The sequence below is a fragment of the candidate division WOR-3 bacterium genome, from assembly GCA_016926475.1.
Lineage (GTDB): Bacteria > SDB-A > SDB-A > SDB-A > SDB-A > JAFGIG01.
In genome coordinates this window covers 1-14,386 of the sequence record JAFGON010000021.1, presented here as the reverse complement: position 1 = coordinate 14,386, position 14,386 = coordinate 1, and the positions used below count along the sequence as shown (strand labels likewise).

12 protein-coding genes are annotated in these 14,386 nt (G+C 41.7%); all 12 read left to right on the top strand.

Translation table 11 applies throughout. The features are described 5' to 3' along the window. The first annotated feature begins 18 nt into the window (after positions 1-18). The gene (locus JXA84_01545; GenBank protein ID MBN1149885.1) at positions 19-300 is read left to right on the top strand and encodes an HU family DNA-binding protein; all 282 of its coding nucleotides are present in this window, start codon (positions 19-21) and stop codon (positions 298-300) included. Positions 301-308: 8 nt separating this feature from the next. After that, a complete protein-coding gene (gene maf, locus JXA84_01540; GenBank protein ID MBN1149884.1) occupies positions 309-881 on the top strand; it encodes a septum formation protein Maf in 573 nt (190 codons plus the stop codon). Then, positions 865-1,326, top strand: coding sequence for a helix-hairpin-helix domain-containing protein (locus JXA84_01535; GenBank protein ID MBN1149883.1), 462 nt, complete (start codon positions 865-867; stop codon positions 1,324-1,326). The genes maf and JXA84_01535 overlap by 17 nt, the downstream gene beginning before the upstream one ends. Positions 1,327-1,481: 155 nt before the next feature. Further along, positions 1,482-3,191: a Flp pilus assembly complex ATPase component TadA gene (gene tadA / locus JXA84_01530; protein MBN1149882.1), complete on the top strand. Its 1,710-nt coding sequence runs from the start codon at positions 1,482-1,484 to the stop codon at positions 3,189-3,191. Next, a complete protein-coding gene (gene tadA, locus JXA84_01525; GenBank protein MBN1149881.1) occupies positions 3,191-4,882 on the top strand; it encodes a Flp pilus assembly complex ATPase component TadA in 1,692 nt (563 codons plus the stop codon). The genes tadA (JXA84_01530) and tadA (JXA84_01525) overlap by 1 nt, the downstream gene beginning before the upstream one ends. A gap of 11 nt (positions 4,883-4,893) precedes the next feature. Beyond that, the gene (locus tag JXA84_01520; protein MBN1149880.1) at positions 4,894-5,973 is read left to right on the top strand and encodes a type IV pilus twitching motility protein PilT; all 1,080 of its coding nucleotides are present in this window, start codon (positions 4,894-4,896) and stop codon (positions 5,971-5,973) included. Between the two features lie 18 nt (positions 5,974-5,991). Then, positions 5,992-7,215: a type II secretion system F family protein gene (locus JXA84_01515; GenBank protein ID MBN1149879.1), complete on the top strand. Its 1,224-nt coding sequence runs from the start codon at positions 5,992-5,994 to the stop codon at positions 7,213-7,215. 89 nt (positions 7,216-7,304) lie between these two features. After that, complete coding sequence (locus tag JXA84_01510) at positions 7,305-8,795, top strand: GHKL domain-containing protein (protein ID MBN1149878.1); 1,491 nt, start codon at positions 7,305-7,307, stop codon at positions 8,793-8,795. Beyond that, positions 8,792-10,111, top strand: a complete 1,320-nt coding sequence (locus JXA84_01505) for a sigma-54-dependent Fis family transcriptional regulator (protein ID MBN1149877.1) — start codon at positions 8,792-8,794, stop codon at positions 10,109-10,111. Before JXA84_01510 ends, JXA84_01505 begins: the two co-directional genes overlap by 4 nt. Continuing rightward, positions 10,098-12,161, top strand: coding sequence for an O-antigen ligase family protein (locus tag JXA84_01500; protein MBN1149876.1), 2,064 nt, complete (start codon positions 10,098-10,100; stop codon positions 12,159-12,161). The genes JXA84_01505 and JXA84_01500 overlap by 14 nt, the downstream gene beginning before the upstream one ends. Then, the gene (locus JXA84_01495) at positions 12,151-13,155 is read left to right on the top strand and encodes an undecaprenyl/decaprenyl-phosphate alpha-N-acetylglucosaminyl 1-phosphate transferase (GenBank protein ID MBN1149875.1); all 1,005 of its coding nucleotides are present in this window, start codon (positions 12,151-12,153) and stop codon (positions 13,153-13,155) included. The genes JXA84_01500 and JXA84_01495 overlap by 11 nt, the downstream gene beginning before the upstream one ends. Then, positions 13,085-14,386: FAD-dependent oxidoreductase (locus JXA84_01490; protein ID MBN1149874.1), on the top strand; the 1,302-nt coding region annotated here is incomplete at its 3' end. The genes JXA84_01495 and JXA84_01490, both read left to right, overlap by 71 nt.

Genomic DNA, 14,386 nt, shown 5'->3' with positions numbered 1-14,386 from the left:
TAAAGGGAGGTCGGTAGAATGAACAAAGGCGAATTGATTGATAGGATTGCCGCCGAAACAAAATTGACGAAAACTCAGTCTCAGAAAGCTCTTGAGAGTTTCATCGGAGCCGTCCAAGACTCTCTGAAGAAGGGAAAAAAAGTGACGCTGGTAGGATTCGGCACATTCGGCGTCAAAAGCAGAAAAGCTAGGAAGGGAAGAAATCCTCAAACCCAGGAAATCATCAAGATCAAAGCGAAAAAAGTTCCTCATTTCTCGCCTTCATCTTCTTTGAAAGCCGTGGTCGACAAGAAGAAATAAAAAACTTTGTGCTCGGTCATATTTGTTTAGCCTCCGCCTCAAGCAGGCGGAGTTTTTTTCTTGAATTTTTAAATGTAGATTTTTCAGTTGTTGAACCTGATATCGACGAAACTCCCGGAGAAGGGGAAGACCCCGAGGATTTTGCCCGGAAAATTTCAGAAGAAAAATTTCTATACTCTGTCGAAAAGTGTAAAAAAAGCGATCTTGTCGTCAGCGCGGATACGATTGTCGCGATCGACGGAGAAGTCCTAAATAAACCCAAAACAGATAAGCAGGCAGAACTCTACCTGAAAAAACTTTCTGCCAGAGAACATTTGGTCTTAACGGCTATGACCTGTGGTTTAGGGAATAATTTTATTACAGAAGTTTCGAAGACCTCGGTGGTTTTCAAAGAGCTTTCCCAAAGAGAAATAAAACTGTACATCAGGACAGGAGAGTGGAAAGATAAAGCGGGAGGCTACGCCATTCAAGGTTTCGGGAGTTTTATGGTAGAAAGCGTCAGAGGTCCGTTGGACAACGTGATAGGTTTTCCACTCACCCTTTTTTTTTCCATGACAAAAAAATATGGGTTCTCTTTCTAAAGATGAGTTGATTCTCGTCGTAACTATTCTGCTGATTTTTTTTGCAGGGACCATAGGGCTTGTTTTAAGAGAAAAAAAAGGTATTCGGTTCTCATCCTACGGTGAAAAGGAAATGTCAACCATAGAGGTTTTAAGCAATAGAGCCTATGTGAAGCGTTTTTTCGATACACGCGATTCATCCCTGAACGACAGCGTTGAGGCCGTCGAAAACCCCTTGAGGTCTGATTCGGTCTTGTGTCAAATTCCCATAACCCTGTTGGTTAATATAAACACCGCCCAGGCTCACGAATTTGAAAAGCTGCCTGGAATTGGACCGGTTATCGCTCAAAGAATAGTTGAATACAGAAACGAGCATGGAAATTTTCAGCATGCAAGTGATCTGCAGAAAGTGAGGGGCATAGGTCCGGTAAAATTTTCGAAAATTGAAAATTTGATAACTTTATAGACAGAACTCAAAAAGGTAGATTAGAACGTATCTCAAACCCATGAAATTTAGATAAAATCAGTAAAATTTGGATAAAAATAAAGACCAAAACTGTAAATTGGTTTTGTGAATTTAATTGACAAAAGTATAAAGGCATTTAATAATTTTTTTGATATATGAAAATTGGAGAAATCTTAGTTGAAGAAAAGCTGATCACCGAAGATCAACTTCAAAAATCTCTCATAGAACAAAAGAGAAGAGGCACAGGAAAACTCGGTAGTATCCTGATTCATCTCGGGTATGTAAAAGAAGCCCAACTTGTCAAAGCTTTAGGGAATAAACTCCATGTACCCGGCATAGAAATAGGCAACTTAAATCTCGACAGAAACATTATTAAGCTTATTCCGGCCAACATGGCTATCAAATACCAGTTTATACCGATTTCTAGGGTCGGAAAGACCTTGAGAATGGCCATGGTCAATCCTTTTGACCAAGGAGCAATAGAAGCCGTGAGGTTTGGCGTCGGATACGACGTAGAGCCCCTGATCGCCGCTGAAATAGCGATTCAAAACGCCCTTGCTAAATATTACAAGGTTCAGGGGGCATTGGACGTTGTGGCTTCAAAAGTTGAAGCTATCGAGGACACCGAAGTCCTGCAGGGCGCAGATTCGATCGAGATCGGAAAAGGAATCATGGACCTTGACAGACTTGAAAGCGAATCCAAAGCGCCAGCTCAGCAGTTCGTGTCAAAAATGCTAAAAATGGCTGTCGACAAGAAAAGCTCAGATTTTCACATAGAGCCCTATGAAAAGGAACTGAGAGTCAGGTTCAGAATAGACGGCATACTTCACGAAATAGCTTCACCGAATTTTGCTCTCGGACAGAGTATCACAACATACATAAAACTTTTAGGAGGCATGAAACCTGACGAGAGGAGAAGACCTCAAGACGGAAGATTGACGATGAAATCGGGGAGCAAACTGGTGGATTTCAGAATGGCAGTTATACCGACTATATTCGGCGAGAAAATCGCAGTAAGAGTTCTCGATAAGTCTAATGTCAGCTTCAAAATCGACGAATTGGGAATGGATACACACGGTTTTGACTACTTCAAAAAAGCGATAAGCAACCCCTATGGGATAATAGTTGTCAGCGGTCCGTCAGGGTGCGGCAAGACGACAACTCTGTATGCGGCCATGACTCATATCAACAGCGTCGAAATAAATATAACCACCGCTGAAGATCCGGTGGAATACGTACTTCAAGGTATAAACCAAGTACAGATGAAAACCGAAGCCGGACTGACTTTTGCATCTGCCCTTAGAGCTTATCTCAGGCAGGATCCAAACGTCATAATGGTCGGAGAGATAAGAGACAGAGAAACCGCTGAAATCGCCGTCAGGGCTTCTTTGACGGGGCACCTTGTCATGTCTTCCGTTCACAGCAATACAGCCGCTGCGACTGTGACGAGGCTTATCGACATGGGTGTGGAACCTTTTTTGATAGCTTCTACATTGACTCTGGTGGTCGCTCAAAGGCTTATAAAAAAAACCTGTCCGCACTGCAAAAGGCAGATAAGAATATCCGAACATGTCCTAAAGGAAATTGGCGTCGAACCTGAAAGATTCAACAAAGTCGCTCTTTTTAAAGGAGTTGGGTGCGAGCAATGTCAAAAAACAGGCTATTCAGGGCGAAGAGCCATATTTGAAGTGATGTATATGTCACCTCGTCTCAAAGAGATGGTCCTAAACAGAGTGACTGCTGACGAACTCAACAAAGCGGCTATCGAAGAAGGCATGCTTTCTCTCAGAGAACACGGGTTGCAGTCAGTTCTATCGGGAGAGACAGATATTGAAGAAGTGGTCAAAGAAACGGCGGAGCTCTGATGGCAAAGGAACTTTTAAACGCCCTACTTAACGCGAGACTAATCACAAAAAGCCAGATCAACGCCATTGAGGAGAAAAAACAGGAAACAGGAGACACCGAAACTGCGATATTGATAAAAAGCGGCCACATAACTGAACAGAGACTCATGTCTTTTTTAGCGAAAGAATACGATTTCAAACCTCTTGATTTAACCGAAATAAACCCGGACCCTTCGGTATTGAATTTGATAACACCAGAAATCGCCAATAAGTACAGAATATTTCCTGTCAGCAGAAAAGGCAAAAACCTCACACTTGGAATGGTGAATCCCCTAGATGAAGAAGCTGTTTCTGAAGTCAGTTTTCTTACAGGTCTGAATCCGGAAAGGTATTTTATCCGTGACAGCCAGATGCAGAAATACCTCGACAAGTATTTCACTATAAAAGGAGGGTTGGTATCTCTTGAATCACAGGCGGCAGCGGAAAAAGAGAGGGGAGACTTAGAATTAGAAGAGGAGGAGTACGAGGAGGAACTCTCATTCGGCACATCTTCTCAAGCCGCTGATTTCGTCAAATACATAATAGACGACGCGATAGCGAGAAAGGCGAGCGACATTCACATCGAGTTCATCGGAAAAAGACAGAGGGTGAGGATGAGGATTGACGGCGTTCTGCAGGAAGTCGTCGACGCGCCTGGTAAATTCAGTATGGCGATAATTCAAAGAATAAAGATCCTCGCAAAGATGGATATTTCCGAGCATTATAAACCGCTGGACGGAAGGATCCAGTGGAGATACAGAGGTAGGGACATAGACCTCAGGGTGAGTATTATTGCTACGGTTGTCGGTGAAAAAGTTGTCATGAGGATTTTGGACAAGAGCAGCTTAATGGTAGACTTGAAAGACCTCGGCTTTTCAGAATTTTCGCGAAAAAAATTTGAAGAATCCCTGGACAGACCCTACGGAATAATTCTAATTACAGGCCCGACAGGTAGCGGCAAATCCACCACGCTGTATTCCGCGCTCAGCAGGTTGAACAGGCCAAATATACAGATTGTGACCGTAGAGGATCCTGTTGAATACAACATCAGGGGTATAAACCAAGTCCCCATCCACGCTGAAATAGATTTCAATTTCCCCGACGCTTTGAGGGCTATTCTCAGGCACGCTCCAGATATCATAATGGTCGGCGAGATAAGAGACACAGAAACTGGTGAAATAGCTATAAGAGCTGCTTTAGCTGGCCAGCTTGTTCTTTCCACCATTCACACGAACGACGCACCTTCGACTGTAAACAGGTTGATAGATATGGGAGTGAAATCTTTTCTTGTCGCAGCTTCTTTAAATCTAATTCAGGCTCAAAGGCTTGTCAGGAAAATCTGCCCGAACTGCAAGGCTCCCTTTGTCTATCCTGAAAAGTTTCTCAAAGACATCGGATTGAGCGACGAAGAAATACAAAATTCAACCTTTTACAAAGGCAGAGGCTGCGGAAATTGCAACAACACTGGATACAAGGGAAGGGTCGCGATTACAGAAGTGATGCCCGTCTCCAAAAAGCTAAGGCAAATGATAGTTGAAAACGAGTCTGCTGCAAAAATTAAAACCGTCGCGGAGGAAGAAGGCATGGTTTCAATGCGCAACGATGCTCTTGACAAAGTAAAAAAAGGGCTGACGACCCTAGAAGAAATGATTCGCGAAACTTCTTCGCTGTAACAGGAGGATAAATGGCTACCATCAGCATAGAAAATCTTCTCAGGGAAATGGTCGAGAGAAAAGCTTCGGACCTTCATTTGACGGTAGGCTCTCCTCCTGTCTTCAGAGTCGACGGAGACATACTGCCCACGCAGTACCCAAAGCTTTCACCAGACAGCGCGCAGGCGCTGGTCTATTCGATTTTAAACGACGAACAGAAGAAAAAATTCGAAAACGAGCATGAACTCGACCTCAGTTTCGGCATACCCGGAGTAAGCAGATTCAGAGCAAACGCTTTTCTCCAAAGAGGAAACGTGTCGATGGCTGTAAGGACAATTCCTTTCGAAATTCTGTCCTTTGACAAACTTGGCCTACCGAGGATAGTCTCGGAATGGGCAAATTACTCTAAGGGGCTTGTGCTTGTGACAGGGCCGACGGGAAGCGGAAAATCTACGACCCTTGCGGCTCTCATAAACAAAATAAACATTGAAAAGAAAAAACACATTGTGACTGTGGAAGACCCTATTGAATACACCTTTCAACACAGGTCTTGCATCGTCAACCAGAGGCAAGTAGGGTCTGACACCAAATCATTTCAAACCGCCCTTAAATACGTTCTCAGGCAGGACCCCGACGTGGTTATGGTTGGCGAGATGAGAGATTTAGAGACTACCGAAGCTGCACTTACTATAGCTGAGACAGGCCACTTGACATTCGGAACCCTTCACACTAATTCCGCAGTCGAAAGCATAAACAGAATAATAGACATTTTTCCGACCAACAGACAGTCACAGGTCAGATCGCAGTTAGCTTTTGTCCTACGGGCGGTTTTGACACAGGCGTTGATTCCCAAGATAAAAGGCGGCAGGGTGTTGTCTATGGAGATTCTTGTAGTAACTCCTGCTGTTTCGGCTCTGATAAGGGAAGATAAGATTCACCAGATTTATAACTTCATGCAAGCTGGAAAAAAATTCGGCATGATGACTATGAACGAAAATCTTATCGAGCATTGGGCAAAAAAAGACATAAACATTGAACAAGCTTTCTCCAACTCGAGGAATCCGGAAGAACTCGAGAGAATGATGGAAGATTTCAGAAAATCTAGAAAATAAAATACCCAGGAGGCATATATGGCTGTCTTCGTATTTAAAGGAGTCAAGAGTGACGGTAGCGAGGAGAATGGCGAAATAACCGCCAATTCTTTACAAGACGCCAAGATACAGCTGAGGTCTAAAAAAATCACTCCGATTTCAATCAAGAGAAAAGATACGCTTTACAACCGTATGAAGGAAGTCCAGTTGACGACTGGAATAGGCGCGAGAGAGATGGCTACTTTTACCAGGCAGTTCGCGACTATGATAAACGCAGGACTTCCATTGATGAGGTGCCTTGAAATATTGCACGAGCAGGAACAGAACCCTGGTTTCAAAAAGGCGCTAAAAGAACTTGCCGGCGACGTCGAAGGGGGGACAACCGTCGCGGAGGCGATGAGAAAGCATAGAAGATTTTTTTCAGACCTTTATGTAAACATGGTCGAAGCCGGAGAAAAAGGAGGCGCGCTCGACACGATATTGCTAAGGTTAGCGGTTTATCTTGAAAAATCCGCCGCTCTTTTATCAAAAATCAGAGGAGCGATGATTTATCCTACAATGATAACCATAGTCACTATTTTAGCAGTATCGGCAATTCTTCTTTTCGTTTTGCCCACTTTCAAAGCTATGTTTGAAGGACTCGGAGCTGATCTACCTTTGCCCACTCAAATTGTAATGATGCTGTCGGATTTTATAAGAAAATTTTTCTTGCTGATAGCCGTTGTCATAATCGGTTTGATCGTAGGATACAAACTTGCCGTCAAAACGCCAAAAGGACTGTACATAAAAGACAAATTGGTACTTCTCATCCCGGTGTTTGGACCTCTTGTCAGAAAAACATCCATAGCGAGGTTTTCCAGAACTCTTTCGACTCTGCTTTCAAGCGGCGTCGCTATTCTCGACTCGCTCGAAATAACGGCTAAAACTTCCGGTAATTCTCTTGTTGAACAGGCAATTTACGCGGCTAGAACTTCAATAAGCGAAGGGGAGGACATATCCGGACCGCTTTCGAGGGAAAAAATATTTCCCCCGATGGTTATTCAAATGGTCAGAATAGGAGAACAGAGCGGACAACTTGACGTGATGCTTTCCAAAGTAGCCGATTTTTACGACCAGGAAGTTGACCAAGCAGTGGAAAACCTTACAGCAGCGCTTGAGCCGATAATAATGATTGTTCTCGGCGTAGTCATAGGAGGTCTTGTTGTGGCGATGTATCTGCCAATTTTCACAATGGCTTCAACATTTATGGAGCATGCGGGCTAAAAGAATATTTGAATAATTTCAGCATTTTAAAATTTCGAGCCAGAGATGAGGCGATAGCTTTCTATCGCCCTTTCTTTTTTTTTCTGATAATGCTGATAGTATCATTGCCCTTTGACAAAAGCTCCATCAGAAACATATTTTTTGTAACATTGTTCTCTTCGCTGTCGAGTTTGACCGAGCTTCTGTTATCGAAGAGAAATCTGTGGATAATCATACTGGTTTTCGACGTCATTACAGCTTCTGCTGTAATAGTAATTTCCGGCGGGGTGGACAGCGCTCTTTACATGCTTTATTTCCTCGTGATACTCGTCTACACAATGAAAAAGGGTGCGAAAGCCGGGTGGGCTTCTCTTGCGACGACCATGTTTGTCTTCTTTTTTGTGCTTTTGTTTCAAAGGCTTGGATACTACTATTTTGCCGATGATAAAATTGAATTTTTCAGGAAGACATTTCAAAAAAACACGCAAACTTTCAGCTATTTGACGCAGTATTTATACGCTCTGTTTTCTTCGACCATAATTACAGCAATGTCTATTTGGATGGAACAAAAAACCGCTGTAAAAACGCGGCAATTAGAATATGTCAGGCATACTACCGATGATATTTTAAGGTCTCTTAAAGAAGGTCTCTTAAGCGTAACCAGTTCTTACGAAACTGTTTTTGTCAACCCTTCTTTTATACTGTTTTCGGGTATGTCTATGCTCATACCCGGTAAAATTATACCTCAAAAAGCCAGGAGTTGGTTTGAAGAAAACATTTCGTCTATTGAACTTGTTGGAATAGACGGCAGAAAAAGAAGTTTGAAAATCGATATTAATGAGATTGTAGACCAAAAAGACAACGTAATAGGCCGCATTATGGTAATACACGACATTACCGATGTTATTGAAAAGGACAAAAAACTGAACGAGATAAACCAGATGGCGCTGATGGGAGAGATGAGCGCGAATATCGCCCATGAAATCAGAAATCCACTTGCATCCATAAGGGTGTCTATAGACTTGCTGACTAAAAATCTCGATGAAAAAGGCGGAGAAGTGGCTCTGATAGCCAAAAATGAAGTAGACAGAATAAACAATCTGATTGAGCATTTCATGTCTTTTTCAAAAATGCCTACACCAAAAGTAAAACCAATAAAATTAGGCGAAGTCGTTAAAGAGACTGTCAAAAGCTTTTCAATTACCGGGGACAACGCTGAAATAAACATCGATCAATTCGAAGATGACATAATCGTAAACGCCGACAAAAATCAGCTTAAACAGGTCATGTTAAACCTTTTGAGCAACTCCTGCAAAGCGGTCAGGGATTCCAAAGAGAAAAAAGTCTTTATAAAAACCCGCAGATACGGAGAAAAAATTTTCCTTTCGGTCAAGGACACCGGCGTCGGAATAAAGTCAGGATCTCTTTCTAAAGTATTCAATCCATTTTTCACTGAATCAGGCCAGGGGAACGGTCTTGGACTGTCAATAGTAAAAAAGATAGCCTCTATGCACGGTTGGGATATAAGAGTAGAATCCGAAGAAGGCAAAGGAACAGAATTTTTTATTGTTTTGGAAAATTTTCAAAAGAGAGAAAATTGAGCGAGAAAATTCTCATCGTCGATGACGAAACTGGTCTTTTGAAAGTAGTTTCCATGGCTTTATCTCAAGAAGGTTTTCAGACAGTTGAATGTGATTCGGGAGTCGAAGCGATTTCGAAAATGGAAAAGGAAAATTTTGATATTGTGATAAGCGATTTGAAAATGCCGCGCTTGAGCGGTTTGGAACTTTTGGAAAAGGTGAAAAGAGATTCTCCCAACACCGGTTTTATTCTTTTGAGCGCTTACGCAACTTTGGAATCAGCTATTCAAGGACTAAGGCTCGGAGCTGACGATTATTTACAAAAACCTTTTGACTTGAGTGAGCTCATCACGAGAGTTAGGTCAGTCATAGAAAAAAATTCACTAAGAAGAGAAACTCAATATTTGAGAAGGCGTTTTACCGAAAACGAAAAGCAGATTATTGGACTTGAGGGTGGATTGTCTTTGGTGACTGAAAAATTGAAAAAAGTCGCACCTACAGATGCCACGGTATTGCTGACGGGTGAGACGGGAACAGGCAAAGACGTCATAGCCAAACTAATCCACAAATGGAGTTTTCGCAAAAACAAGTCATTTATCCCTGTAAATTGCGCCGCTATACCTGAAACTCTGCTGGAGAGGGAACTTTTCGGGCATAAAAAGGGATCTTATACGGGAGCGCACGAAGACAAAGACGGACTTTTTAAAATAGCGGACGGAGGCACTCTTTTTCTCGATGAAATTGGAGATATCCCTCTTTCAACTCAGGTCAAGGTTCTCAGGGCGATACAAGAGAAAGAAATAAATCCCTTGGGATCGACAGCTTCAGTGAAAACAGACGTCAGAATAATTGTCGCTACCAACAGAGATTTAAAAAAGCTTGTGGAGGAAAACAGATTCAGGGAAGATCTATACTACAGAGTCAATGTGATAAACATTGAAATTCCCCCTCTAAGGTTTAGAAAACAGGACATAGTCAATTTGGCGTTATATTTTACGGAATTGTTTTCTAAAAAACACGGCATTAAAAGAAAACTTTCAAAAAAATCTGAAAGCTTTTTAGTGAACAAACCTTGGAAGGGTAATGTCAGGGAACTGGAAAATTTAATCGAGAAAGCAGTCATCCTGTCTGAACAAGAAGTGATAAATTTATACGATTTCAAAGAAGACCTCAGCGAGGAAAGCGGTTCTTTTTCAGGGACGCTTGATGTAATCGAGCGAGAGACTATCTTTAAGACCCTTAAGGCCTGTAAAAACAATAAAAATAAAGCGGCTAAAATTCTGGGAATAGACGTCTCTACTCTCTACAGAAAGATGAAAAAGTATGATTTTAAATAGAAACAAAGAGAGAAAATTTGAAATAATCCTGAACACAGCACTTTTGTCTTTTATCTTTTTACTGGCTGTGTTCAACGGCAGTGTAACTTCCTTTGGTCCTTTAATTCTTGAGATATCTTTTCTCGTGCTGTTCGGATTCTATCTTTACAATTTCATAAATAAAAATTTTGTGCTCTACCGTTCGAAATACGCCGTCATTTTAGGTCTTTTAGCCGTATGGGCAGGTATTTCGGCTTGGCTGTCCTCAACTCCATATGGAAGTTTTGAAAGATGGAGGGAATGGCTCGCTTTTTTCGGGTTAATTTTCTTGTCCAACCAGTTTCTCCGGGACAAATTGCGGATAGGATACATCGAAGTCTTCTTGATGCTCTTCGGCTCTTTTCAAGCCGCAATCGGCATTGTTCAATTCGCCGCAGGTTTTTCAACCAGAGCTTCAGGGACTTTCGGCACGTACTCGAATTTTTACTCCCATTTTTTAGGGGTATGCTTAATAGCCTCTGTTCATTTCTTCGTAAAAGAGAAAAATTTGAGGACAAGGAACGAGCTCTTGGTTTTATTTTTACCAATTTTCATGATATCCACAGCACTTTTATTGTCCGGGGCGAGAGTCATACCTTTTCTCATATTTCCGCTCGCCTTTATGAACAGAAGCTGGCTGAAGAGAATCGGTATAATTTTAACGGGAGCTTTTTTCGCCTTGATGGTTTTCCTTTTGATAAAAAAAATCGGCGGCAGAGATGTTTTCGGCAGCGACCCTTATCATTTAACACGGCTACTTATTTGGAAACAGAGTGTTTTTTTGGTTTTTATGAGACCGCTTTTTGGATTTGGTCCCGGCAGTTTTCACTTTTCATCGCTTTTAAACAACTTCGCTCAAAACTTCCAAATATTCAGGCACGGAAGATACGCTGAATACGCGCACAACAATTACCTTGAAATTGCAGTCGAAGCCGGAATTCCAGCGCTGATTATGTTTTCTATAATATTGTTCAGATCGGTCAAAGATTCTTTGAGAATCCCTTTGAAGGAAGCCAAATCAGATTTTTTCTCTTTCGCGGTTTTATGGCTTGTGCTGGTAGGTTTTTTTGACACGGTCTTCTACCCGCCCCTCGCCGAATATTTGGGGGCTATCTTCATAGGAATTTGCCTTCCGAGAAAGGAAGAGCAGGTTTCTGGAAGAGTGGGTTTGAAAGTCAAAAGAAGGATGTTCGCTGTTTTCGCGATTTATTTGATCTGGGTCTTGTCAGCTTTCTTTTCGAAAATACTTTACATGAAAGCCACTCAAGACATACAGTCCGGTGAAACAGAGAGAATAGTATCCAGTCAAAATGAACTGCAAATTTTGTCTTTTATTGATCCTTTAAACCCCGACACGGATTACATAAAAAGTTTTGTGTACGAATATTATTGGATAAAATCAAAAAACACCCTTTGGCTTCAAAAAGCATACGACCATGCGCAAAGGTCGGCTGAATTTGAGAGGGATTACAGAAGATGGAAAAGAGTTTTAGCCCTTGCACGTGAAAAAGGCGACAGCTCTCAAATATATGAAGCGGCTCTCGAAGTTGCTCTGCTTGAACCGAAAAATGCTTCTAATTTAATCGATTTGGCGCAATTTGAAGTTAATGGCAGAACAAGAGACAGTTTGATTTCCGAAGCTTTGAAACTTGAACCGAGGTCGATAGCGGTTTTGGAATTCGCCTATCGATGGGATAAAGTGTCTGAAAGCGAGGTAATAATTTGGAACTTCGATAGTCTGCTTTCAAACTCCAAAAATTTTCAGGACACTGTTTTCGTCAGCGATTTCAATTATGCGATGCCGATTTCGCAAAAACTTTTCAAAAGAGGATACAGGGATGAAGCATTGTACTTCATGAAGAGAATAAAGCCCATATATCGACACAGAGAAGATTTTATTGTTTCCTACGCGACTTTTCTTTATTCCTGCCAAGCTCAAGATGAGTTTTCAGGGTTTCTGGATTCTATCCAAACAGTCGAAATCTCACCCCGCGCGCAGGATTCTCTGAGGAGGTTGAGAATTGTTTTCTGACGAAAAGTTGTCTCTCGTAGGTGCTTTTGTAGTTTCGGCTTTGCTCTGTTTATACACGACTCCGCTGGCGAGGAAGGCGGCGCTTTTTTTCGGAATAGTCGACATACCTGATGATAAACTGAAAAAACACGATTCTCCAACACCTTATCTCGGAGGCATAGCCCTGTTCGTTTCTGTTTTGATCACAGCTTCGTCTTTTCTTTTTTTCGACAATGTTGTCCTTGGCATTCTTCTATCTTCGAGTATTATAATTATTGTCGGTATTCTGGATGACCTGCAAGCTTTAAAACCCTCTGTAAAACTCGCCGGTCAAATATTCGCCGCTCTCACGGTTATAAAATCAGGCGTGATGATAGACGTCGTCAACCTACCCTGGTGGGTCAATTTTCCACTCACTGTATTTTGGCTTTTGACCTGCATGAACGCTTTCAACATAATAGATATCCTAGACGGCATGTGTTCTCTTTCGGCTTTTTTCTCGGCTGTGCTGATAGCATTTTTCGCGTTTGCCGAGTCTGACTACCAAATCGCAACCCTTTCAATAATTTTGTGCGGTTCTCTTCTGGGATTTTTAAGATACAACAAGCCGAAAGCCACTATTTTCCTCGGAGATTCTGGAAGCATGCTGATAGGACTGCTGGTAGGAGCGCTCTCCATGAGAGTAGGTTACAGCCACTCTTACAGCACGGGTATTTTCGCTCCGCTGTTCATTTTATTTGTTCCGCTGTATGATCTCGTCTATGTGGTTTTGATAAGAATAGCAAAGAAAAAACCTTTTTACTTGGGCTCCCCGGATCACTTTGCTCTGAGATTGAGAAAAAAAGGATTTTCGGACCGGAAAATCCTCTATGTGATTTCGGTTTTTGCCCTTCTTTCCGGTTTTGTTTCATTTTCGCTGGTGTATATAGCTCTGCCATTATCTTTTGTCATCGCGGGAATATTCGTGTTGCTCAGCTCTTTTTTCGGGATTATTCTTCTCAAGACGGAGGTCTGAGATTTCTGAAAAATACACAATATTTATTGCCGGTGGGGGTCTGTCGGGACTCACTTCTGCTTTTTTTCTTCAAAGAAAACTCGTGGATTTTGTTTTAGTTGAAAAAGAACTGGATACAGGAGGACTATGCAGGTCTTCAAAAAAAGGTGGGTTGATTTTTGACTATACGGGGCACCTCCTCCACTTTTCTAGGAACGATGTTTATGAATTTGTAAAGGGTTTGGGAATAGAACTCCTAAAAAAGACGAGAAGGGCGTTTATTTCGAGGTCTGGAAAACGCATACCGTATCCATTTCAGGCGAACCTTGCGTTTTTAAAAAGGGAAGAAGCCTACAAGGCCCTGTTGTCTTTTATCCAAAGAGAAGAAAAAAAGAAGTTTAAAAACACAGAGGATTATTTCAAATCTTCCTTCGGAGAGGTCATGTATGAATATTTTTTCAGGCCTTACAACATAAAATTGTGGACGAAGGATCCGAAAGAACTGTCTATGGACTGGACAGGCAGGTTTGTTCCAAAAGTAAAACTTGAAGAGGTTCTGAAACCGCTGTTTTTCAGAGAAAGCAAAACCCGTATTGGGTACAACAGCGAATTTTTTTATCCCAAAAAAGGTATAGGCGAATTGCCAAAGTCGATTGGTGCTGGACTCCAATCGGTGAAAACAGGTGAGGAAATTGTAAAAATTCTCTACAAGAAAAAGAAAATCGTCACGGACAAAGGTCAATACAAATATGAAAAAATGTTTTACACATTGCCCCTGAATAGATTTTCAGATATAGCTTATCCTCCTCTGAGCGGAACATTGAAATCCGCTTTTGACGGATTAAAGCATGTTTCGGTGACAGACGTTGAACTGGCTTTCAAAGGGAATAGCCCGGATTTTCATTGGATATACCTTCCCGAAAAGGACTTTTTACCTTACAGAATCGGGTGCTCTTCTAATTTTTACGACGCTCCAAAAAACAAATTTTCGATATACGCTGAAATTTCATCGAGCGAATACAAAAAACTGCCTTCTTTTGGAAATAAAGAACTCGCAGAATGTATAATTCATCAGTTGAAGAACGCGGGACTTGTTGATGTTTCGTCAATTTTGGAGAATTCACTCGTGAGGGAAATCAACCCGGCTTACATCTTGTATGATTTTCAGAGAAAAAAATCGCTTAGAATGATTTTTGATTTCTTTGGGAAAAATTCGATTTTTCCGCTGGGAAGGTACGGAAGGTGGGAATAT